The organism is Bacillus sp. JK62, assembly GCF_053663455.1.
This window is the reverse complement of the sequence record NZ_JBSJQA010000006.1, coordinates 188,695-214,865: the sequence shown is the minus strand read 5'-3', so window position 1 is coordinate 214,865 and position 26,171 is coordinate 188,695. Positions and strand designations below refer to the sequence as shown.

General features: G+C 50.7%; 3 protein-coding genes. All 3 read right to left on the bottom strand.

Features of this window, described 5'->3' with window-relative positions:
• Positions 1–5 precede the first annotated feature (5 nt).
• The 3 genes from ACWJJ4_RS14770 to ACWJJ4_RS14760 are packed head-to-tail and all read right to left on the bottom strand — an operon-like array spanning position 6 to position 26,169.
• Positions 6–10,781, bottom strand: coding sequence for an amino acid adenylation domain-containing protein (locus ACWJJ4_RS14770; RefSeq protein ID WP_454021761.1), 10,776 nt, complete (start codon positions 10,779–10,781; stop codon positions 6–8).
• Between the two features lie 25 nt (positions 10,782–10,806).
• A complete protein-coding gene (locus ACWJJ4_RS14765; protein WP_454021760.1) occupies positions 10,807–18,456 on the bottom strand; it encodes an amino acid adenylation domain-containing protein in 7,650 nt (2,549 codons plus the stop codon).
• 15 nt (positions 18,457–18,471) lie between these two features.
• Positions 18,472–26,169 carry an amino acid adenylation domain-containing protein gene (locus ACWJJ4_RS14760; RefSeq protein WP_454021759.1) on the bottom strand — a complete coding sequence of 2,566 codons (7,698 nt, stop codon included), beginning with the start codon at positions 26,167–26,169 and terminating at the stop codon, positions 18,472–18,474.
• Positions 26,170–26,171 lie beyond the last annotated feature (2 nt).

Below are 26,171 nucleotides of genomic sequence, written 5' to 3'. Positions count from 1 at the left end.
TCGGTTTAGTGGAAGCTGAGTAAGTCGGCAATATCCTGCAATGCTTCCTCAGTCAGCTCCCGATCATCAAAGTCACTGACGGTCTTCTCCGTATCGGTTTTGCTGAGGCAGTGTTCCGACAGTTTCAGGAGGTAATACCGGCAGCTTTCGGACAGCCGTTCGATCGTATCTTGCCGGAAGCGCTCCGTTTCATAGGAAATGCTGACGGTCATCCGGCCTTTTGCCGCAATCGCGCTGATTTCAAGTGACTGCTCCCGTTTCCATGTATCTGTCACATCATCTCCGCCTCCCAAAGGAGAAAACTGAAACGCGTCAGGCTGTTCCGTTTCTGCCGGATTCCCGCCGGGCGCATCGAATTGTCCGAGATAATTAAAGCTGATCTCCGGTGCTTTCCCGAAAGTCATCCCGGCAAGCTTCGGCGGTGTTAAATATTTGAGGACGCCGTATCCGTTCCCTTTATCCGGAATGCGCCGCAATGTGTCTTTAACGGTTTTCAATGTGCGAATTTCATATTCTTCAAGAGGTTCATAAACTCCGCTCCGGACAAGCACCGGGTAAATGGAAGTGAACCACCCCACTGTCCTGCTGATGTCCGCACCTGCCTGCTCCGATTGGCGTCCGTGTCCTTCAAGGGCGATTTTCAAAGCGTGCCGCGGCGACCACTTTTGAACGGCGAGCACGGCGGAAGCCAACAGCATATCTTGCGTATCCGTATTGTAGGCGCTGTGCACATCTTTCAACAGGGCGTCCGTTTCACTTTCTGTCAGAGCGAAGGATACCGTGTTCCGTTTTTTTGCAGGAGTTTGAGATAGATCTGCCTGCTCGTAAGGAAGACTTTCCGTTTCATAGTGTTCAATCTCCCGCCAATACTCCGCCTGCTGAAGAAGCTGTCTGCTTTCGGCATAATCGGCCAGCTGCTCCGTATATGTTTTGAATGACATGGTTTTCGGAGGGAGTTTGATTTCCTGTCCAGAGGCGGCCTGCTCATAAGCAGAAGCCAAGTCTTCCAATAAAATCCGCCATGATATCCCGTCGACAGCGAGATGATGGACCGTCAGAAACAAGTAATCTTCTGCTTCAGAGCGGAACAGCACCGCCTGTACCAGCGGCCCGTTCTCCAAATCCATGTTTCTCTGTAGCTCTGCGACGCGGCGTTTTATAAAACGTTCCTTCTCATGCTCATCGCCTTCCGTTTCTAATATGGTCAGGTTGTAAAGCTGCTCATCTGCGAGGTCAGCCGGTCTGTTGAAGAGGAGAAGACCTTTCTCTTCGTCTTTTTTGCAGACAAGGCGCAAGGCATCATGATGAACGGTAATGGCTTTTAACGTTTTCCTCAGAGCCTCTTCATCTATTGAATTTGTTCTCGTCAGCATGACGGACTGGTTAAAATGATTTGCTTCCTTCATGTCTTGTGTGAAGAACCATTTGTGAACCGGCGACCACTTCACTTCTCCTTCTGCGGGAGCTTGGCTGACCGGCTGCCGCTCTGTACGGACATAAGGAGCCAGCTCTCTAATTGTCGGCCGGCTGAAAATATCTTTTACGGCGATCTGTTTTCCTGCCTGATGTAATCGGGCTGATACTTGCAGGGCTTTGATGGAATCGCCGCCCAGTTCAAAAAATGATTGATCCGCGGCAATGTTTTCAGTTCCGAGCACTTCGCTCCAAATCGCGGAAAGCTCTTTTTCCAAGTCGCTTTCAGGCTCCGTAAATGCCCGTCCGGTGTGCGCTTTTTTCCGCGGCTCAGGAAGCGCGCGGCGGTCAAGCTTCCCGTTCGGTGTGACAGGCAGGGCTTCAAGTGTTTCAAAGAACGCCGGCACCATATAAGCGGGCATTTCATTTCTGAGTGCCTGTTGCACGGTTTCACTTTCTGTTCCTTCTTCTGTCACGATATAAGCGCATAGTTCCGTTTGGCCTGCTGATGCGGACAGAGCGGTAACGGCTGCTTCCTTGACACCTTTTATGCCTGTTAAGGCTGATTCAATTTCTTTCAGTTCCACCCGGTAGCCTCTGATTTTGACTTGCTCGTCCATTCGGCCGATATATTGCAGCGTGCCGTCCGGCAGCCATTTTGCCAGATCGCCCGTGCGGTACATGCGCCGGTTCTTGTGGAACGGATCTTGGACAAAGGCTTGGGCCGTTTGCTTAGGAAGATTGCGGTACCCTCTTGCAAGGCCGGAACCCGAAATGCAAAGTTCTCCCGTTACACCGATCGGCTGCGGGTGATCCCCGTTTAAAATATAAACGTGTGAATGCTCAATCGGACGGCCGATCGTAATGTTCTCACTTTGTTCTATATGTCTTGCCGCTGTAGTGGCGACGCTGTTTTCCGTCGGGCCGTACTCATTGGCAAGCTCCGTGTGAGGACAAACTGATAAACTGCGGCTGATAATGTTTTGGTCGACAGCTTCTCCAGCTAATGTGACAATTCTGAGAGACTCTGCATCCCCCGGCTCCAGTACGTCAAGCAGTGTACGGTACAGTACGGGAACAATGATCATGTGAGTGATGCGGTAAGATGCAAGATAGTGTTTAATGGCAAGAATATCTCTTGCTTCATCTTCAGCTGGAACGGCCGCCTTCGCACCTGAAATCAGCGGTGTGAACATACTTGTTACAAAACCGTCAAAGGAAAATGAAAAAAGCTGAAGAACCGTATCTTTCTCATTCAGATCATAAAATCCGCTTCGCCATTGAAGGGTTTGGCTGACGGAACGATGTTCGACCATAACCCCTTTCGGCCTGCCTGTCGTCCCGGACGTGTAAATGATGTAAGCCAAATCTTCCGGTGCTGATAATGGCTGAACCGGTGATGCGTCTTGTTCTTGGATATCCTCCAGTGCGAGCACTTCACCTTTAAAATGATCAGGCACTTGATCTATTGCGCCGTGTACGGTAAGAAGAAGCGCTGTGCCGCTGTCTGAGATGATATATTGCTTGCGTTCCTCCGGATATTCAGGATCTATCGGGACGTAGGCGCCCCCGGCTTTCCAAACCCCGAAGACTGCGGCGACTTGTTCCGGTGATCTTGGTATTACAATGCCGACGGCGGCATCCGGTCCGATCTCCCGTTTTTGCAGAGCTCTGGCGATTTTATTCGACCATTCATCTAATTCTTTATATGTGACCAACGTTTCCCCGCTGATAAGGGCTGCCGCATCCGGTGTTTTTCGCGCCTGGGTGATGAACAGTTCATGAACTGTTTTTTCAGGCAGCTGTTTATCCGCCGTGCCGTTAAAGTCCGAAAGAATTCGGTCCCGTTCCGGAGCAGTCAGCATGCTGATCGCTTGTATAGAAGTTTCCGGTTCACGGACAATGTGTTCAAGCATCGTCATAAAGTGGGAAGCCCAGCGCTGCATCGTTTCTTTCCGGAATAAAGACGCCGCATATTCAAACAGAAAATGAATCTGTCCCCCGCCTTCAGAAGCCTGCAAAGTGACATCAAATTTGGAAACCGGACGGGACACGTCCGCAGGCTGAATATGCAAACCGTCCAACAGCAATTCCTCATGCTCCATATTCTGAAGAATAAACATCACATCAAACAGCGGATTACGGCTTGTGTCCCGCTGCACGCCGAGCCGTTCCACCAGCTCTTCAAACGGGTAGTCCTGATGTTCATACGCTTCCAGTGCGGCCTGGCGGACTTCCGCCAAGTAATCGGTAAACCGTTTGTCCCCCTTCGGCTCCGTTCTGATGGCCAGCGTGTTGACGAACATGCCGAGAATCGGTTCAAGGTCTTTGTGCGGACGCCCGGCAATCGGCGAGCCGACGATGATGTCTTCCTGCCCGCTCAATCGCGCGAGTAACGTATTGTACGCGGCGAGAAGAACCATATACAAAGTGGAGCCGTGATCCCGGGCGGTGCGGTGAAGGCCGGATGCCGTTTCAGCGTCAAGCGTGCACGATACGCTGCCGCCCGCAAAGCTTCTGACAGCCGGACGGGGCTTGTCAGCCGGAAGCTCAAGCACCGGAAGCTCTCCTTCTAGCCGCTTCAGCCAATACGCTTCCTGCTTCTGATACCCTTCTTTCTGCTGAAACGACCGCTGCCAGACGGCATAGTCTTTATATTGAAGGCGCATCGGCGCAAGCGAACGGCCTGCGTACAGCTCGCCGAATTCTTTAATCAAGGTGTTGACGGACACACCATCGGAAATAATATGATGCATATCCGTTAATAAAAGATGGCGTTCGTCCGATTCTTTCACGAGGGCCGCACGGAAGAGCGGCGCTTCCTCCAGACAAAACGGCCGGACGAATGCGTCAGCTGACTCGGCCTCATCGAGCTGAAACGGTACGCTGTCATGGATGCGCTGCACCGGTTCGCCGTCAGGCCCTGTTTCAAAGGACGTTCTGAGCGACTCGTGCCGCTCCACAAGCTGCCGGAACGTCTCCTCCAGCCGGCTGCGGTCAAGCGGGCCCGTCAGTTCCAGCACAGCCGGCATATTGTAGCCGACACCGCCGTCTTCAAGCTGTTGGAGCACATACATCCGTTTCTGCGCCGAAGACACCGGGTAGGTATCTTGTGTTTGCGCAGGCTGAATCGCTTCATACGGGCTCTTTTCCAAGTCCTGAATAACCGAAGCGAGCTCTTCCACCGTCGGCCGGGCGAAGATGTCCTGTAACGGCACCTGAACACCGAATTCTTTGGCGATGCGGGAGACGAGAGCCGTCGCTTTTAACGAATGGCCGCCCCGCTCAAAAAAGTGATCCCGGATGCCGACGGGTCCGTTTTTCAGCACCTCTTCCCAAAGGGCGCAAAGCTTCATTTCCGTGACGTTCCGCGGGGCGGTGTACACCTGTTTGTCTTCCGCTCCGCCGGGAGCCGGCAGCGCGCGGCGGTCAAGCTTTCCGCTCGGCGTGACCGGCCATTCGTTCATCTCTATAAACTGAGCCGGCATCATGTAGGCCGGAAGGCGTGCAGCAAGCTCCGCCCGCACGTCATCGCTTTTTCGTCCTTCGATATAGGCGTAAAGCGCGGTTTCGCCGTGTTCGGTCCGGGCAGTGACCGCCGCCTCACGAATGCCGTCAATGCGCCGGATCGCCGTTTCGATCTCTCCCGGTTCAATCCGGTAGCCGCGAACTTTCACCTGTCCGTCTGACCGGCCGAGCCATTCGACAAGCCCGTCTTCAGTCCAGCGTGCGATATCGCCCGTCTGATACATGCGCTCTCCCGGATAAAACGGATCATCGAGAAAACGTTCCGCCGTCAGTTCAGGACGGTTCAAATAGCCCCGGGCCACGCCTGTCCCCGCGATATACAGCTCTCCGATACAGCCCGGCGGCAGAAGCTGTCTCTTTTGATTTAAAATATACAGCCGCATGTTATGTCCGGAAATGCCGATCGGAACATTGTGAAATTCCTTTCCTTGCGGCAAATCAAAGTACGCCGCTTCTACCGTCGCTTCCGTCGGACCGTAGGAATTTGTCAATTCCGTTCCCGGCAGAAGGTCATAAAAACGGGAAACCAAGTGCGGGCCCAATTGTTCGCCGCCGGCAAAAACCCTTTTCAAGCAGGTCTTTTTGATCGGCTGTTTTCTGGAATTTATATATTCCAAGAAAGCATGAAGCATGGATGGCACAAAATGAGCTGCCGTTATGCGGTTTTTCTCCAATGCGTTCAGTATCATTTCAGGGTCTTTCTCGCCGCCTTGCGGAAGGAGAAAAACAGAAGCTCCCGCGATCGGCCACCAAAACAGCTCCCAAATCGAAGCATCGAAAGAGTATGATGTTTTATGCAGAATGGTGTCGGAATCATTTAATCCATAACGCGTTTGCAGCGAGTATAAAAAGTTTACGGCTGACTGATGTTCAACCTGCACGCCTTTTGGGCGTCCCGTAGAACCGGATGTATAGATGATATAAGCCAATGAATCAGGTTTTACCGGAACATTGGGGTTGGCCGCAGCTTCCGGGTTTCCTGTTTGCCCGCTTTTCAGAGAGATCGTTTCTCCCTCAAAAAGATCTGGTGCGAAAAGTTCTGGTTCTGCCAGTAAGAATTTCACGCCGCTGTCTTTCAGTAAAAAGCGAATCCGCTCTTCCGGATAATCCGGATCAATCGGCAGATATGCACCGCCTGCTTTTAAGACAGCGTAAATGCCGATCAGCATGTCAGGAGAACGCCGGCCCATAATGGCAGTCTTATCCTCCAGCCTTATCCCCCGCTTGATCAGCTGGTGCGCAAGCTCATTCGCTCTTTCGTTCAGTTCCTGATACGTAATCGAAATGTCATCAGTTAAAATCGCCGGACGGTCCGGCGTTTTTTCTGCCTGTTGTTCCAGCAGCTCATGAAGAGGCTGATGAAGCGGAAACGCTGTTTTCTGCAAGGGGCTGAAATTTTGAAGCAGAGACACTTCTTCTTTTTCTGACAAAACAGAAATATCGTCTAATTCCAAACCCGGATCAGCTGCGGCGTTTTCGGCAAGTGTCGTGAAAAATTCCGCCCATTTTTGAATCGTTTTTCTCTCAAACAAATCGGTGCTGTATTCAAACTGGCAGTACAATTCACCGGCGTTTTCGGAGATGTACAGCGATAAGTCAAATTTAGAAATCGGCAGGCTGACGTCTGCCGGCTGCAGTTCAAGTCCGGCTGCCCTAAGCTTCTGCTGTTCCATATTTTGCAGCGCAAATGTTGTGTCAAACAGCGGATTTCTGGACATGTCCCGCGGCACACCGAGCTTATCGACGAGCTCTTCTAACGGGTAATCCTGATGTTCGTAAGCCTCAAGCGCTGTTTGGCGAATTTCCTTTAAATATTCTTTGAACGTCATGCTTCCGTCGGGACGCGTCCTGAAAGCGAGCGTATTGACAAACATGCCCAGAACGGCGTCAAGGTCGGCATGAGGCCTTCCTGCAATCGGAGACCCGACAATCATATCTTCCTGTCCGCTTAAACGGGCTAACAGAACCGTGTACACACCGAGCAGCGTCATATAAAGTGTGCATTTGTTTTCTTTCGCCAGCTTTTTCAACTGTGCTGTATGTTTTTCGCTGATGACAAATGACACCCGGTCACCGGAAAAGCTCCGCACCGGGGGACGCGGCTTATCAGCCGGCAATTCAAGCACGGGAATCTCCCCGGCAAGCCGGTTCAGCCAGTATTCCTCTTGTTTCCGATATGCGGCGCCCGCCTTAAATGATTGCTGCCAGACGGCATAATCTTTGTATTGAATCCGTAACGGCGGCAGACTTCTCTCAGCATACAGCTCACTGAATTCACGTATCAAAAGATTGACGGATACGCCGTCTGAAATAATATGATGCATGTCAGCTAAAAGCAGATGCCGGTCTTTTTCTATTTGGACAAATCCCGCCCGGAAAAGAGGCGCTTTGCCGAGATCGAACGGCCGGATAAACGCTTCGGCTGATTGTTCTTTTGTAAATGCAAACGGCACTTCGTCATGAATCCTCTGCACAGGCCGGCCGTTTTTTTCTTCAAAGGACGTTCTGAGCGGTTCATGCCGCCGGATCAGCTCCTTGAACACGGCTTCCATCCTGTCTCGGTCAAACGGCCCCTTCACCTCTAAAACGGCTGGAATGTTATAGCTGACACCGCCATTTTCAAGCTGGTGAAGGACATACATCCGTTTTTGAGCGGATGAGACAGGATAAGTTTCTTTTGTTTCTGTCTTTTCTATGGATGCGAACGGATTCTCTTCTGCTTCACCGATGATTTTGGCGAGTTCTTCTACAGTCGGATAGCTGAAGACATCACTCAGCGGGATTTGCACGCTGCACTCTTTAGCTATTTTTGCAACGAGTGCCGTCGCCTTTAATGAATGGCCGCCAAGCTCGAAAAAGTGATCGTGAACGCCGATCGGGCCGGTTTGAAGCACTTCTTCCCATATGCGGGTAAGCTTCAGTTCGGTCACATTCCGGGGAGCTGTATATCGACGGCCCGCTGCGTACGCTGAAGCTTCCGGAAGGGCCCGCTGATCGACTTTGCCGTTCGCAGTGAGCGGAATCGCGTCAACGAAAGCCCATTTGACCGGAATCATATAATCAGGCAGCTCCTTGGCCAAATCACTTCGCAGCTGAGAAGGATCAGTCGCTTGTGAGACGCTGCAGTAGGCGCATAATTCATTTTCGCCCGACTCATTCGTTTGAATCAGCACGGCAGCTTCTTTCACGGCATGATGATTTGCCAGGACGGTTTCAATTTCCTTTGGTTCAATCCGGTACCCTCTGATCTTCACTTGATCATCTGTCCGGCCGATGTATTCAATTTGGCCGTCCGCACGCAGTCTTGCCAAATCTCCGGTCCGGTACATGACGGCGCCCGTTCTGAACGGATCCGGCAAAAATTTCTCTTCGGTCAGCGCCGGATTGTTCACATAGCCTCTTCCTGTATTCGCTCCGGAAATATACAATTCTCCCGCAATTCCGAGAGGCTGAAGCTGTCTGTTTTTGCTGAGAATATACATTTTGTTATGATGGATCGGTTTCCCGATCGGTGGATGTTCAGGTATGTCATCTCCCGCAGAAATCGTATACGTTGAAACCACGTGGGTTTCTGACGGGCCGTAATGATTATGCAGCTGCATACCGTGTAAACGGAGCGTCTGCCTGAACAAACGTGAGATAGTCAGCTGCTCCCCGGCCGTAATGACATGCTTCACACAGCGGGGAAAAGACTGTGCATAACCTTCTTCATTGAAAAGCATCTTGACAAACGCAGTCGGGAAAAACACCACTTCCGTTTTGTGCTGATCGATAAACGAATACAGCTGAGAAACATCCCGTTTGATAGATTCGGGCACGATACAAAGGGTGCCGCCGCTCAAGAGTACTGAAAATAACTCCTGATAGCAGACGTCAAACGCCAAAGATGCGTACTGCAGCACATTTGTGCAAAAATCAATGTCTGTGTTCGTCAATTGGTCAGAAAGAAGGTTGGCCATATTTTTATGTTCGAGCAGCACGCCCTTCGGTTTCCCTGTCGTACCGGATGTATAAATCATATAAAGGAGGTCGTCCGCCGTATTAATGGATTGCACATTGCTTCCGTCCGCTTCCGTCCCGGCCTCTTCTATATATGTAACCTGCAGCGTTTGTTCCGCGGGGAGTGACTGATGCCGCTCTGTTACAACATGGATGCAGCCGCTGTTTTCAATAACATATCGGATACGCTCCTTTGGACTGCCGGGATCTATCGGGACAAAGGCGCCGCCCGCTTTTAAAATACCGAGAACGGCCGCCGCTAAAGAAGGGGAACGGCCGAGCATGACGCCTACCGGCTCCTCCCGCTTTAATCCGCGTTTTTGCAGCAGACGGGCCAGCTTATTAGCCGATTCATTCAGCTCTTTGTACGTCACTGACCCGCCTTCATACCGGATCGCGATTTGATCCGGCGTTTGTGCGGCCTGCCGTTCAAACATCGCATGAATCGTGTCATACTCAGGCTTTTCAGTTTCTTCAGAAATCGGAGCAAGCAGCTGCTCTTTTTCCTCAGGAGTGATGATTACAAGCTTATCCGGCGTGATATCAGGTTTGTCGAGAATCTGGGAAACGATATGTGTCAAATGACCTTTGATATTTTCGATAAATTGGCGGTCATACACGCTTGAATCGTATCTCATTTTCAAATGAATCTCGTCACCCGGCGCCACCATAAGATAAAAACTGTAATTGGTTTCGTCTTCCATGCTGAAATCATGGATGTGAAAAAGGTCTTTCGTTTCCCCGTTGCTGTTCAGCACATCGAGCTCCTGTTCAACCGGATAATTCTCAAAGACGAGAATATGGTCAATTAAGCCTTGTTTTACCTGTGAATTCGCCTGTATATCATAAAGCGGATGATAGCTGTATGCCTGTCCTTTCAAAGCGTCCTTTTGCACGTTTTTGATCAGCTTTTGAAACGGGATGTCCGCCCCGCTGATCCGGACAGGCACGGTATTAATGAACAGGCCGATCATTCGCTCGATGCCTTCGATTTCAGACGGCCTTCCGGAAATTACAGAACCAAAAACCGCATCTTCTGTCTGGTTATACACCTGAAGCAAAATGCCCCAGAGCGTGTGGAAAATGGTGCTCAGCGTGACCTCTTCTTTCACGGCCAGATCTTTCAGCTTAGCCGTGTCCTCTTTTGAAAAGGAAAACGTCACTTCCTCTTGTCTGCTTTCGCCGGCTTTTTTCTGCTTCGGCAGAACAGTCTGCTGCTCAAAGCCTTCAAGGTATCGCTCCCAGTACGAAGCGGCTTTTTCTTTATCTTGCTCCATCAGCCACTTGATGTAGGTCCCGTACGGCACAGCAGGCTCAAGCGTTAACGGTGTCCGTCGAAGCCGCGAGGCATATATCTGGAAGAACTCTTTCAGCACGATCCCGAGACACCAGCCATCCATAATAATGTGATGAAAACTCCAAATGCACGTATATTCACATTCTCCGGTTTGAAGCAGCGTCACCCGCATCAGCATGTCTTTTTGCAGGTGAAATCCTTTCTTTCGGTCTCTTCGTTTGGCTTCTTCAATATGCTTGATTTGATCAGCCTTGTTTAAATTGGTGAGATTTTCCTCAATGATGCTGACGTTCCGCTCTTTTAATACGACCTGCTGCGGCACTGACACGTTCTGGCTGATAAAGATCGTTCTGAAAATATCATGTCTTTCGAAAAGGGCATGAACGCTCTCTTCAAACACGCGGGTGTCAACCTTCCCTGTTATTGAAAAGGAGGCCTGCTCGGCGTAAGCCTGTGATTCCTTTTGCAGGAGGGAATGAAAAAGCATTCCTTCCTGCATATAAGACAGCGGATAAATATCCTGAATTGCATTCTTTTTTGTCATGTTATAATCTCCCCGTCGCCTTTTTCTACAGTTCCTCGACAAAACTCGCTATGCTGTCCAAATCATCAGATGTTAACGTTTTGCTGCTAAAATCACTAACGGTTTTTTCTGCTTCCTCTTTGCCTGTGCAGTGCGCCATAATATCACGCAAATATTGCTGTAAAGTTTGCAGCAGCTGTTCCATCGTTTCTTTGCGGAAGCGGCTCGGCGGATAGCTCAAACTGAAGTGCAGTTTATGTTGTGCAGCCATCGCGCTCATTTCCACCGCTTGTTCCCGCTGCCATGTCGGCGTGATGTCGTGCCCGCTCGCAAGACCGGATAAACTGAATGTGTGCTGATCTTCTGTATCATTGAATTGCCCTAAATAGTTAAAGCTGATTTCAGGCGCTTGTCTGAAGCGGATTGTTTTTTGTTCAGATGGTGTCATGTATTTTAAAATGCCGTAGCCTATTCCTTTATCCGGTATTCTTCCGAGTGTGTCTTTGACCGTTTTTACAGCCGTTCCAAGCTCAGCGCCTGCTGTGTTCAAGTCAATGAGCACCGGGTACATGGAGGTAAACCAGCCTACGGTGCGGCTGATGTCGAGCTCCGGCATGATGTGCTCTCTCCCGTGCCCTTCCATCGCGATGCGCAGTCTGCCGCCCCCTGTCCAGTCCCGTAAAGCCAAAGCTGCGGCAGTCAGAAGAATATCTTGCGTATCGGTATGGTAGGCCCGGTTGACCTGCTGAAGCAAAACGGACGTTTCTTCTTCTGTAAGCGTAAAGCTTACCGTTTGCCGAACGCTGTCGGCTCCCGTCTGATACTGCGGTTTTTCATAAGGAAGTTCGGCGGCTGTTTCTTCTTCAATAAAACGCCAATATTCTTCTTCACGCATCAGCTTGCTGCTTTTTGCGTATTCTGAAAGCCTTACGGCGTATTGCTTAAACGAATCGGTCTTTGGCGGAAGCTGGACCGGCTGACCTTTTACGGCTTGAGTGTAAGCGGCAGATAAATCCTCCAGCAGAATACGCCATGACACTCCGTCAACCGCCAGGTGATGTACGGTGATGAATAAATAATCCCCTGACCGGGTTTTGAACCAGCCGGCTTTTAATAACGGTCCTTTTTCAATATCCATCCGCTGTTGGAGCGCAGCCACTTCATCTTCTATTTCTCTTTCCCAAGTATCTGTCTCAGACAGATCCCAAATGTCCAAGCTGTACAGTTCATCTTTTTGAATACCGTGATTGATTTGTCTGATACTTTCGTTTTCTGAACTGACGGTGATACGGAGTGCATCATGATGAATGACAAGATGCTCCAAGGCTTGTTTGAGCGGCTGTTTATGCAATGCGTCAGAGCTGAACATCATGACGGACTGATTGAAATGATTTCTGTTTTCCATCCGCTGTGATAAAAACCAGTGCTGAACGGGTGTCCAAGGTATGTCTCCTTCCACCGGCCGCTGATCGATGACTCTTTCCGCTTTCCGGATAAGAGGCGCGAGTTCCTTAATGGACGGATGCCGGAATAAGTCACTTGCCGTCATTTTCCACCCGTAGCGTCCGAGCCGTGCGGCAACTTGCAGCGCTTTGATTGAATCGCCGCCCAACTCAAAAAATGAGTCTTCAATCCCGACTTGTTTTGTGCCGAGCACTTCCTGCCAGATCACGGAAAGCTGTTCTTCAAGCTCATTGCGGGGAGCTGTGTATGCGGTTTGAAGCGCGAGCTCCGGTTCGGGCAGATTTTTCCGATCCAATTTACCGTTCGGCGTAAGCGGCAGCTTCTCAAGTTCCATCATATAGGCCGGAACCATGTAATTCGGCAGTTGCTTAGAAAGTGAAGAACGCACTTTTTCTGTATCCATGTCCGCCTGCAGACTCATATATGCGATCAGTTCTTTATTGCCGGACTGCCCGGTTCTGACTGACACGGCAGCTTCTTTCACGCTGTCCAGGCTCCTCAGTGCGGCTTCAATCTCTCCCAGCTCGACCCGATAACCGCGGATTTTCACTTGATCATCCATCCGTCCGGCATATTCAATCGTTCCGTCCGGCAGCCAGCGGGCTAAATCCCCGGTGCGGTACATCCGTTCTCCGGGAACAAAAGGATTAGGGACAAATTTTTCTTCCGTCAGCTCAGGGCGGCCGAAATATCCTCTTGCCACACCGTCTCCGCCTGTGCATAATTCACCGATGACGCCGATCGGCTGCGGTGTTCCCCTGCTGTTTATGATATATGCGGTTGAATTTCCGACAGGGCGGCCGATCGGGATTGAATGATCGTATGATTGTTCAATCAAAAAGCAAGTCGAGAACGTCGTGTTTTCAGTCGGCCCGTATCCATTCCATACCGAGAGATACGGCAGCGCATTCCGAACCCGGTTTACATGACTTGGGGACAGTGCTTCCCCGCCGATAATCAATCGGGATAATCCGGAAAACACGTATTCATTTTGTTCTGATAGATGATTGAACAAAGACGATGTCAGCCACAGTGTCGTAATGCCGTTTTGCTGTATAAATGTTTCCAGAACATCAGAGTCGAGATAGGTTTCCTGGTCACTTACATATAAAGAAGCGCCGTTTAAAAGCGGACCGAATATTTCAAATGTCGTTACATCAAATCCTAATGATGAAGTAAACAACAGTCTGTCTTCCGGCGTAAAATCAATATAATTGCTGTTTTTCACAAGGCGGATCACGCTTCGCTGTTCAATCATGACGCCTTTTGGCGCACCTGTTGACCCGGACGTATAAATCATGTAGGCCAACGATTCAGGTCCGCCGAGCGGTTCGGGATTTTCCGAACTCAAGCCGGCCTTTGTTTGAATATCCTCTATGAATAAACGTTTTCCTGAAAGCGGCAGACCGTCAAGTTTATCAGATTGGAGAAGAATATCAGCTTTACAGTCTTTAAGCATCCATTCACCCCGTTCCCGAGGCACATCGTCACCGATAGGCAAGTAGGCGCCTCCCGCTTTTAATATTCCGAGGATTCCGGAAGCAAGCTCTGTTGTGCGTCCGGTTAATAAGGCGACAACACTTTCCGGACCGACGCCATTTGATCGGAGAGCCGCCGCTATTCTGTTAGCCCGTTCGTTCAGCTCACGGTATGTCAAGATTTGTCCATCATAAACAACTGCCCGGGCATCGGGGGTTTCTTCAGCCTGACGCTCAAATAAACGGCTGATGGTTTCGTGTCTTGGGTAATCGCTTTTCGTCTGATTAAACTGATAAATGACGCGATTTGTTTCAGCATCATCCAGTACGTGAATGTCACCAAGCGGTATTGTTTGGTCTTCAATTACTTTTGTAAGAATTCGGGTAAAGTAAGAAAGCCATTTTTCGATTGTCTGTTTTTGATAGATATCTGTATTGAATTCAAAATCAAAGCTGATGGAACCGTCAGACCCTTCCGCCGCGTAAAGCGTGGCATCAAACTTTGCGGTTTTATGACTTGTACCCGCAGCTTGAGTCAAATGCAGCTCATTTAAATTCAGGGATTCACGCTCCATATTTTGGAGCACAAACATCACGTCAAACAGCGGATTACGGCTTGTGTCCCGCTGCACGCCGAGCCGTTCCACCAGCTCTTCAAACGGATAGTCCTGATGTTCATACGCTTCCAGTGCGGCCTGGCGGACTTCCGCCAAATAATCGGTAAACCGTTTGTCCCCCTTCGGCTCCGTTCTGATGGCCAGCGTGTTGACGAACATGCCGAGAATCGGTTCAAGGTCTTTGTGCGGACGCCCGGCAATCGGCGAGCCGACGATGATGTCTTCCTGCCCGCTCAATCGCGCGAGCAGCGTATTGTACGCGGCGAGAAGCACCATATACAAAGTGGAGCCGTGATCCCGGGCGATGCGGTGAAGGCCGGATGCCGTTTCAGCGTCAAGCGTGCACGATACGCTGCCGCCCGCAAAGCTTCTGACAGCCGGACGGGGCTTGTCAGCCGGAAGCTCAAGCACCGGAAGCTCTCCTTCTAGCCGCTTCAGCCAATACGCTTCCTGCTTCTGATACCCTTCTTTCTCCTGAAACGACCGCTGCCAGACGGCATAGTCTTTATATTGAAGGCGCATCGGCGCAAGCGAACGGCCTGCGTACAGCTCGCCGAATTCTTTTATCAAGGTGTTGACGGACACACCGTCAGAAATAATATGATGCATATCCGTTAATAAAAGATGGTGTTCTTCCGATTCTTTCACGAGGGCCGCACGGAAGAGCGGCGCTTCCTCCAGACAAAACGGCCGGACGAATGCGTCAGCTGACTCGGCCTCATCGAGCTGAAACGGCACGCTGTCATGAATGCGCTGCACCGGTTCGCCGTCAGGCCCCGTTTCAAAGGACGTTCTGAGCGACTCGTGCCGCTCCACAAGCTGCCGGAACGTCTCCTCCAGCCGGCCGCGGTCAAGCGGGCCCGTCAGTTCCAGCACAGCCGGCATATTGTAGCCGACACCGCCGTCTTCAAGCTGCTGGAGCACATACATCCGTTTCTGCGCCGAAGACACCGGGTAGGTATCTTGTGTTTGCGCAGGCTGAATCGCTTCATACGGGCTCTCTTCCAAGTCCTGAATAACCGAAGCGAGCTCTTCCACCGTCGGCCGGGCGAAGATGTCCTGTAACGGCACCTGAACACCGAACTCTTTGGCGATGCGGGAGACGAGAGCCGTCGCTTTTAACGAATGGCCGCCCCGCTCAAAAAAGTGATCCCGGATGCCGACGGGGCCGTTTTTCAGCACCTCTTCCCAAAGGGCGCAAAGCTTCATTTCCGTGACGTTCCGCGGGGCGGTGTACGCTTGTCTGTCTGCCGTTCCGCCGGGAGCCGGCAGCGCGCGGCGGTCAAGCTTTCCGCTCGGCGTGACCGGCCATTCGCTCATCTCTATAAACTGAGCCGGCATCATGTAGGCCGGAAGGCGTGCCGCAAGCTCCGCCCGCACGTCATCGCTTTTTCGTCCTTCAATATAGGCGTAAAGCGCGGTTTCGCCGTGTTCGGTCCGGGCGGTGACCGCCGCCTCACGAATGCTGTCAATTCGCCGGATCGCCGCTTCGATCTCCCCCGGTTCAATCCGGTAGCCGCGAACTTTCACCTGTCCGTCTGACCGGCCGAGCCATTCGACAAGCCCGTCTTCAGTCCAGCGTGCGATATCGCCCGTCTGATACATGCGCTCTCCCGGATAAAACGGATCATCGAGAAAACGCTCCGCCGTCAGTTCAGGACGGTTCAAATAGCCACGGGCCACGCCGGTCCCTGCGATGTACAGCTCTCCGGCAACGCCCGCAGGCTGGATGGTTCCCCCGCTATCTAATACATACAGACGGGCACCAGGAACGGGTTTTCCGATTGGAAGCCGCGTCCGTCCGCTGTCCCGTTTTCGGTCACAGACGTAAAAGGCCGCATCGACCGTCGCTTCTGTCGGCCCGTAGCCGTGAATAAGCATGGTCTCCGGCAGAAGATCGGCAAACCGGGCAGCCGTAAGCGGGGAAAGAGCTTCCCCCCCGGCAAACACGCGTGTCAGTGTTCTGCCGAGGCGGGTTCTTGTTTCTGCAGGCTCAGTTTCCAGCGCGTCTAAAAAGCTGTTGACCATCGCCGGAATAAAATGTGCGGTCGTCACCTTTTCAGAAGAAAAAGCTTCAATCATCCGCACTGGATCTTTCTCCCAGCCGGCCGGAAGCAGATACACGGAGGCGCCGGACATCGTCCACCAAAACAATTGCCAGATGGAGGCGTCGAATGAAAAGGATGATTTCAGCACGATAATATCCTCTTCCGTTAACGGAAACTGCCCTTGCATCCCTGATAAAAAGGCGGCGGCTTGACGGTGTTCAACAGCCACTCCCTTCGGTGTTCCCGTCGAACCGGACGTATAAATGATATAAGCGAGCGAATCAGCATCCGCTTCGTCAGAGACAGCCCCTGTCTCCGTCTCACTTGTCAGAGAAGAAAGAGACACTTCTAGCGTTTCGCCGGAAAAACCGGAAACGGATAACCCCGGCTGTGCAAGCAGGAGACAAGCGCCGCAGTCATCGAGCATATAGCGCAGCCTGTCCTCAGGATAGTCAGGGTCAAGCGGCACATAGGCGCCGCCCGCTTTTAACACGGCAAGCACAGAAACCGCCATCTCCGGCGAGCGTTCGGCGAGTACGCCGACCATGCTTTCTTTGCGGACGCCTTTTTGTCGGAGCCGGACGGCGAGCCTGTCCGTGTACTGATCGAGCTCGGCGTACGTCAGCATACCGTCCGGAAAACGGAGCGCCGGACGATGCGGCGAAAGCACGGCGCGGCGGGCAAACAGCCCGTGAAGAGTCGGAGCCGGCGGTTCAACCGTTTCTGTATGGTTAAATGCATCCATCATACTTCTGGCTTCACACGCATCCAGCAATGCGATCTCGGAAGCGCCGATTTCAGGGTCGGAAATGACTGAGTTCACCATATGCCGTAAAAATGTTTCGATATTCTTCATAAAAACATCGTCGTATATACCGGTATCAAATTTTAAGCGGATATAAAGAGAATTGCCCGGAATCACCTTTATGCTGCATCCGTAGTTTGTGACTTCTTCCATCGTGAAATCCTCTACCGCAAAATCAAATGAACCGGCCTGACTCACATTTTCAATTTCACGCTGGGCCGGCACATTTTCAAACACGATAATATGGTCAAACAGCGCTTGCTTCAGAGGGCTTTGCGCCTGAATGTCATACAGCGGATAATAGCTGTAAGCTTCTGCTTGCAGCGTCTCCTGCTGCAAATGCCTGACAAGCTCCAGAAAAGAAAATGAACCGCTTTTCACCCGTACGGGAATCGTATTAATAAACAGTCCCACCATTTTTTCCACGCCTGCGAGATCCGACGGCCGGCCGGAAACGACAGAACCGAAAACGGCATCATCACAGCGGCTGACACGCTGCAGCAAAATGCCCCACAGTGCCTGGAACACTGTATTCAGCGTTGCTCCAGCCCTTGCCGCAATGTTCTTCAGCTCATTTGTCTGCTCTTCAGAAATGGTGAAAACCGCCTGCTCAAGTTCGCCGTTTGGTTCCGCGGATTTTTTCGGAAGAGACGCCGATTGCTCAAGATCGGCAAGTCTCGTTTTCCAAAAAATCTCGGCTTCTTTACGATCCTGCTTCATGAGCCATTTAATATACTTCCCATATGGCTGAACAGGCTCGAGAGACGGAAGCCGTCCGTCTCCCAGAGATTGATAGATCATCAGAAATTCCTTCATGACAATTCCGAAGCACCAGCCATCCATGACAATATGATGATGGCTCCATATACAAACATAGCGTTCAGGCGCTTTTTTCAAAATGGAGACTCTCATGAGAGGATCTGATTGCAAATCAAAGCCTTTATCTTTATCTTCTTTTCTGAACCGGTCGGCATATTTGTCTTGCGCCTTCTCGTCCAAATGAGAAATATCATGAAACTGAACGCGGCTCGGCCTGTTTTTCAACACGACTTGGCGGGGCTTCGCCACATTCTTATGAATAAATGTCGTACGGAAAATATCGTATCGTTCAAAAACAGCATCTATACTTTTTTGGAATCGTTCCCGGTCAAGCTGTCCGCTGATCGTAAACACCGCTTGTTCGAAGTAGGCTCTTGAGTCATGATCCAACAGAGAATGAAAAAGCATGCCCTCCTGCATAAAAGACAAAGGATATATATCTTGTATTTCCGGTTGCTGCCCCATTGCGCCACTCCTTTTCTATAGTTTGTTGACGGCTCCCATAATGTCATTCAGATCTTCCAGCGTTAACTCCTCGTCACTGAAATCAGCGGCGCTCCATTCACGCTCCTCTTTGCCTGTGCAATGCGTGATGATCTGCTTGAGAAAGGTATGAAAATATCCCGTCAAAACTTCAATCGTTTCTTTTTGATACTGAAAACGGTTGTACACGACATGCATGCTGAGACATTCCGACGATACGGAGCCGCTGATATCAAGTGTGTACGGACGTTCCCAGTCTGGGCTGACTTCATTTCCCGCTTTTACGGGAGAAACACCGAAGCCGCTGGAACGGATTTCCCGGTCAAACTGTCCCAGATAGTTAAAACTGATTTCAGGAGAATCAGATTCAGTCTCTCCCCAGAGTTTGCTTATATATTTCAGCACCCCGTATCCCGCTCCTTTATGCGGTATGCGGCGCATCATGTCTTTTGTCCGCTTAATGTGATAGCCGAGACGCTCGCCGTCATCAGGCTGATCTTGAAAACTTGCGTCAACCAATACCGGATAAATTGACGTAAACCAGCCGATGGTTCTGCTGATATCAAGATGCTCCAGGTGCTCTTCCCTTCCGTGGCCTTCCATGCTGATTTTGAATGTCTCGTTTCCGGTCCATCTGTTCAGCGCTAGGCTTAACGCGGCAAGCAATAATTCGCCCGTCTCTGTTGTGTATGCTCTGTTTGCTTCCGTTAACAGCTGCTCAGTCTCCTGTTTTGTCAATGTAACGGTCATCACATCTGTATCTTTCAGAAGATTGGAAGAGATGCGGGCATCTTTCGGAAGCGGTTTGACCGCCGCTTTTTCTCTTTCGGACCAGTAGTCTGCTTCCTGTAACAGCCGGCGGCTTTTTGCATAATCAGAGATTTGCTTTGCGTAAGTCTGATAGGAATCGGTTTTCGCCGGAAGCGCGGTTTCTTTTCCTTCGAGCGCCTGCCTGTAGCACGCGGTGAGATCTTCAAATAAAATCCTCCATGACACTCCGTCAATGACAAGGTGATGAATGGAAAGCAGCAGATGATCGCCATCAGCGGCATGAAATAAGCCGACAGCTACGAGCGGACCCGTCTCCAGCCTAATGGAAGTTTGAATACGGGCGGCCGCCTGTTCAATTGCGGCGTGCTCCTCTTGTAATGAACCTTTCTCTCTTACGTCATGCGTTTCAAACGTAAAGAGTTCTTCTTCAGAAAGGTTTTCCGCTCTGTTATATTGAATCACCGATCCGTTTTGTGTGCCGCATACCATCCGTAATGCGTCATGATGAACCGCGAGCTGCGCCAGCGCTTTTCTCATAGCAGATTCATTGATTCTGTCCGCACTGCGGAGCATAACGGACTGATTAAAATGATCATACGGCAATGATTGCGAAAAGAACAAGTGCTGGATCGGCGTCAGCGGCACGTCTCCCGTGACGGGAGACTGATCAATCACGCGGCGGACTTTCCGGAGCCGCATCGACACTTCTCCCAGTGTCTGATGCTCGAACAGCTCGCGGACGGTCGTTTCATAGCCCTGCTGTTTCAGCCTCGCACATACTTGCAGCGCTTTAATCGAATCCCCGCCGAGATGGAAGAAATGAGCATTGGGGCCGAGTCCTTCAACACCTAAGAGTTCTTCCCAGATGTCAGCCATCATTTCTTCAGTTTCATTTCTCAGGCTGATATCATCTCCAAGGCTTTCATTTAATTCAGGCTGCGGGAGTGCCTTCTCGTCCAGCTTCCCATTCGCCGTCAAAGGCAGTTCATCAAGCTCTATCAAGCGGGCGGGAATCATATATTCCGGCAGAAAAGCTCTGAGAGAGGCCTGAACCTCTGCTTCTTTTATTTTTTCATTCCCGTGTAAGACCGCGTATGCGTAAATGGAGTGCTGACCGTGCTGATCAGCACGTGTGATCACGGCGGCCTCTTTCACGAAGGAAAGCTCCTGCAGCGCTGATTTTATTTCTCCCAGCTCAATTCTGTGGCCTCTGACTTTTACTTGCGCATCTTTCCGCCCGACATATTCCAGCTCGCCATTTGAGAGTCTTTTGGCAATATCGCCCGTCCGGTAGAGCCGCATGCCGGTATTGTGCGGATTCGTGATGAACCGGGAGGCGGTTAAATCATCCCTGTTTACATATCCCCTCGCGACGCCTTCCCCGCCGATATAAAGCTCACCTGGAATTCCGATCGGCTGCGGATTCATATAGGCGTCCATGACAAAAGCATGAAGGGTTTCCAGCGGTCTGCCGATATTGCTTTTATTTCTCTCAATATCATCCATCTTCAGTTTTTTGCATGTGACGTGAACCGTGGTTTCCGTAATGCCGTACATATTAACAAGCTCCGTCTCCGGGTACTTCTCTTTCCAGCTTTTCAGCATGCCGGGCTGAAGCGCTTCTCCGCCGAAAATGACATATCGAAGCTTCAGCTTGTCCGCATGCCCGGCCTCTTCATGAATGAGTCCGGAAAAAGCCGTCGGCGTTTGATTCAGCACCGTTACGCCTTCACTTTGCAGCAGCTGCCGGTACAAATGCGGATCACGGGCAGTTTCTTTCGGCACGATAACTACCTTTCCGCCGTATAAGAGCGCGCCGAATATTTCCCAGACAGAAAAATCAAAGCAATAGGAGTGGAACAGCGTCCAAACGTCTCCAGAGCCGAAATCAAACGGCAGTCCTCTATGTGTGATAAGGCTGATGACATTGCGGTGTTCCGTCATAACGCCTTTCGGTTTTCCGGTTGTGCCCGATGTGTAAATCACGTAAGCCGGCTGTTCAGGCGTTATTATTTCTTTCGTTCTGTCTGCTGAAACGGATTCAGGCTTATCAATGTATAATACCGGCAGCCCGTCCATTCCGGATATCCCAAGACCCGATTGCGTCAACAGAACACGCGCACCGCTGTCAGTCAGCATAAATGAAATCCGCTCGTCCGGATAGTCAGGATCAATCGGCAGATAAGCCCCTCCCGCTTTTAAAATACCGAGAATCCCAATCAGCATATCCGGGGATCGTTCGGTCATAATTCCGACAATCTGTCCGGAGCGGATGCCGTTTTCCGACAGCATATCGGCGATTCGATCCGCCTTTTCATTGAGCTCGCGGTATGTGAGACGCTCATCGGACATAACGGCTGCAATTTGATCCGGCATTTTTTCCGCCTGTGCTTCAAATAAACTGACGATCGTCTCATGCCTCGGATACTCAGCTGTTTGATTTTCCGCTTGAAGAAGCATCTGCCGCTCGTTTTTATCCAGCAAATGAATGTCAGACAGCTTCCGCTCATCATCCGATGCGATTTGTCCTAAAAGCGCTTTAAAATGACCGGCCCACCGTTCGATCGTATCTTTTTCAAACAACGCGGTACTGTATTCAAAATGAAAATCCAGTGAGCCGTCCGGCTGTTCCTCGGCATGAAGCGTCAAGTCGAATTTTGAAATGTCATGTTTCACTGCATGTGAAGAAACGGATAAGCCCGGAAGGTTCACTTTGAAATCATCACTGTTTTGCAAAACGAGCATGGCATCAAACAGCGGATTGCGATTGACTTCCCGGTGTGTATCAAGCTTTTGGGCAAGTTCTTCAAACGGGAAGTCCTGATGTTCGGCTGCGCCGAGGGCGAGCATTTTCACCTCTTCTAAATAAGCGCGGAATGTCTTATCCCCTTTCGGCCTGCTTCTCATTGCCGCGGTATTTACAAACATGCCGATGACCCCATCAAGCTCAGCGCGGCTTCTGCCGGCCGCAGGTGAACCGACGATAATGTCTTCCTGCCCGCTCAATTTAGAAAGGAACAAGGAGTAGCCTGCCAAAAGAATCATATACAGCGTCGAACCCGTCTCATCCATAAGCCGGCGCAAATTCTCCGCCGTTTCTTTTTGAAGGCGCGTTCGTACAACGGACCCGCTGAAATCAGGAAGCTGCGGGCGCTTTTTATCGAGCGGCAGATCAAGAACGGGAATGTTTTCCCCGATCGCATCCAGCCAATACCGCTCATGTTTTTTGAATTCTTCAGCGGCGAACCGCTCATGCTGCCAGACGGAAAAATCTTTGTACTGAAGTTTTAACGGCCGCAGTTCTTTTCCTCTGTACAAATCCGTCAATTCTTGAATCAGAACGCTCATTGACACACCGTCTGCAATAAGATGATGCATATCAAGCAGCAGAAAATGACGTTCTTCAGTGGCTTTGGCTAAAGTCACTCTCAAAAGCGGCGCTTTTTCCACGTCAAACGGCTTGACGAAAGCTTCCATTGTCTCTTGAAGAAGTGTCCCGGATGGCATGTGAATCTCTGTGAGATCGAGATCGACATGTGAATGTATGTGCTGCATCGGCTCCCCGTTTCGTAAAACAAATGATGTGCGTAACGCTTCATGCCTTTGTAACAGCGCTGAAAAGGCTTCGTGCAGACGATCCCGGTTGAGTCTGCCGCTCAGCTCCAGACAAGCGGGCATATGATAGCCCGTGCTGTCCGCCGCAAGCTGATGAAGGGCATAGAGCCTTTTTTGCGCAAAAGATAGCGGGTACAAGTCCTTTGCCTCCGCAGGCGTGATTTCTGCATATTCTCCTCTTTTCCTCTGTTCTAGGAAGCGGGCCATGCTCTCGATGGTCGGATGTTCAAAAACATGGCGGACGGCAAGTTCAATTTGCAGCCGTTTATGTATGTTTGAAACAAGCGACGCGGCTTTCAGCGACTGTCCGCCGATTTGGAAGAAATCATCTCTCATACTGATGTGTTCCCGTTTCAGCACTTCTTGCCAAATAGACAGCAGCTCAGTCTCAAGCATTGTGCGCGGAGCTTGATAATCACCGGTTCTCTCGGCTTCTTTCGGCTCAGGAAGTGCGGCCCGGTCAAGTTTTCCGCTCACAGACAGCGGCATTTCCGTCAATTTGGTAAAGCTTCCCGGGATCATATAAGCAGGTAATCTCCCGGCCAATTCGGCATGAGGATCAAATGTCACACCCGCGTTTTCCAGTACGACATAAGCTGCAAGCTCCTGTTCCCCGTCCGCCGTTCTGCGCACGGTGACTGCCGCCTCTTTTACCCCGGACAGACTTCTGAGTGCCGTTTCGATTTCTCCCAATTCAATTCTGTAACCTCTTACCTTCACCTGATCGTCAAAGCGTCCCATATATTCAATCGTTCCGTCCGGTAAAAATCGGGCTGCATCTCCCGTTCTGTACAGCCGTTCACCTTTACGAAACGGATGAGAGGTAAAGACTTTGTCCGTCAGCTCTTTTTGCTGAAAATATCCGTCCGCCAGACCTTTTCCGGAAATACACAGTTCACCGACGGCTCCGACCGGCTGCAGCCGATCTCCGTGCATCATATAGACAGAAGTGTTGGCAATCGGGCGCCCGATCGTAATCCGGCTGCTTTTTTGCAGGTTGCGCAGAATCGTCGTGGCCACACTGTTTTCCGTCGGGCCGTATTCATTCAGCAGCTCGGCATTCGGGCATATGTTGCGGCTCGCTTCCACGATATCAGGGGTGGCCGCTTCCCCGGCAAATGTCACCGCCCGAAGCGTCTGCGCATCCTTTTTCGTCAGCGAATCAAGCAGAACGCGATACAGAGACGGAACGATCAGAAGATGGCTCACTCCGTGGCGGGCGATTTTCTGTTTTATTGAAAGGACGTCTTTCGCATCATCTTCATCAGTTAACAGTACACAGGCGCCCGACAGAAGCGGAGTGAAAAGACTCGTTAATGACCCGTCAAATACGTATGAAAAAAGATGAAGCGCTATGTCTCCTCCTGTCATCCCGTATTCTTCACGCCGCCATTGCAATGTATTGCTGATCGCTTTGTGTTGTACAAGCACCCCTTTCGGCCGGCCTGTCGTTCCGGAGGTGTAAATGACATACGCCCAATTTCCGCTGTCAGACACCGGCGGAAGCGGTGCGGTCTGCTGGGAAACCGTTTCCTCCATGATGACGACGCTGCCCTTGAAATGGGGCGGAATGAGGGGGAGCAGGTCTTTTTCAGTCACGAGCAGTGAGGCTTCACTGTCTCTCAGTAAAAATGAAATCCGTTCAGGCGGAAATTCCGCATCAATCGGCATATAGGCGCTGCCCGACTTCCAAATTCCGAGCAGAGCAGCAACTGTACTCATTGATCGGCGCAGCATAACAGCGGTGATCTGATCGGAACGGGCGCCTTTTTCCCTTAACGCATGGGCAATCTGATTCGCCCGCTGATTTAATTTTTTGTAGCTCCAGCTTACCCCGTTATATCTCAACGCCTCTTGGTCAGGCGTTTTTGCCGCCTGTTCTTCAAACAGCCCATGAACGGTTGTCTCAGGGTACGGACGGTTCGTTTGGTTAAACGAATGAATCAGGGCTTCTTCCTCCGGAGGTACGAGACTGATGCTTGATAAAAGCCTGTCCGGATCTTCCGTTACACAGGAGATGACCTCCAGAATATGCCCTTTGATCCGTTTCATGTCTTCCCGATCGTAGATGCCCGCATTGTAGCTGAATTTCACATAAAACTCTTCTCCCGGAACGATGACGACGTTAAGATCGTAATTGGTTTCTTCCGCCATCGAAAAGTTTTCAAGTGAGAGCGCACTGCTTTCCGTTTGCTGCCAGCCGTTTACCGCAGCCTGCATCTGAACCGGATAATTTTCAAAGACAAGGATATGGTTCAAGAGATCTTTTTGCAGACCGCTCTCGTTTTGGATGTCATAAAGCGGATAATAGCTGTGCTCTTCCGCAGCGAGTGACTCTTTTTGCACCTTTTTGAGAAGAGAAGAAAAAGTCATATCACCAGCCGCGCGCACCCTTACCGGCACGGTATTGATAAACAGTCCGGCCATGGATTCAATGCCGCTGATAGCTGACGGCCTGCCGGAAACAACTGAACCGAAGACGGCATCTTCAGTGCCGTTGTAACGATGGAGCAGCAGACCCCAAATGCCCGTAAATATAGTATTCAGCGTGACCCCGATGCCTCGGGCAATGTCTGTCAGTTTTTGCACGGTTTCAGGCTCAAGGGAAAATTGAAAATGCTCAGATACATAACCGTTTTGCGCCGGCTTATTCTTCGTTTGCGGAACGGAAACGGTTTCTCCGTAATCTTCCAAGCAGCGCGACCAGAACGCTGACGTCTCTTCTTTATTCCGGCTTCGGAGCCATTTGATATAAGTGCTGTAAGGAGCCGGACTGCCGAGGTTTACAGGCCGCCCGTTCCGGATCGCATAATACATGCTGAAGAAATCTTTCAGTACAAGGCCCAAGCTCCAGCCGTCCATCATAATGTGATGATGAGTCCAAACGCATGTATGGCGGTTTTCTCCCGTTTGAAAAAGAGTCAAGCGCATTAAGGGGCCTTTTTGCAGATCAAACCCCTTATGCCGGTCGTTTTCCTTGAATTTGTCAATGATGCTTTGCTGCCGTTCTTCCGAATAGTCTGAAATGTTCTCAGTCTGTACGGCAGTGTCACGGCGTGAAAGGACAACCTGCTGCGGCCCTTCAAGGTCAGGCACTTCTTTTATGAAAATCGTTCTGAAAATATCATAACGGCTGACAAGCATATCCAGACTTTTTTGGAATGTATCAATGCATAAATCCCCGCTGACTGTAAACGAAATCTGCTCGACATATGCGTTTGATCCGGAATCCAGAAGCGAATGAAACAGCATGCCTTCCTGCATATATGATAAAGGGTAAATATCTTGAATTTCTGTCGCTTGTGTCACGA

Excerpts from the sequence above, each read along its gene's own strand:
- ACWJJ4_RS14770 (WP_454021761.1), bottom strand. The coding sequence starts at position 10,781 with ATGACAAAAAAGAATGCAATTCAGGATATTTATCCGCTGTCTTATATG.
- ACWJJ4_RS14765 (WP_454021760.1), bottom strand. The coding sequence starts at position 18,456 with ATGGGGCAGCAACCGGAAATACAAGATATATATCCTTTGTCTTTTATG.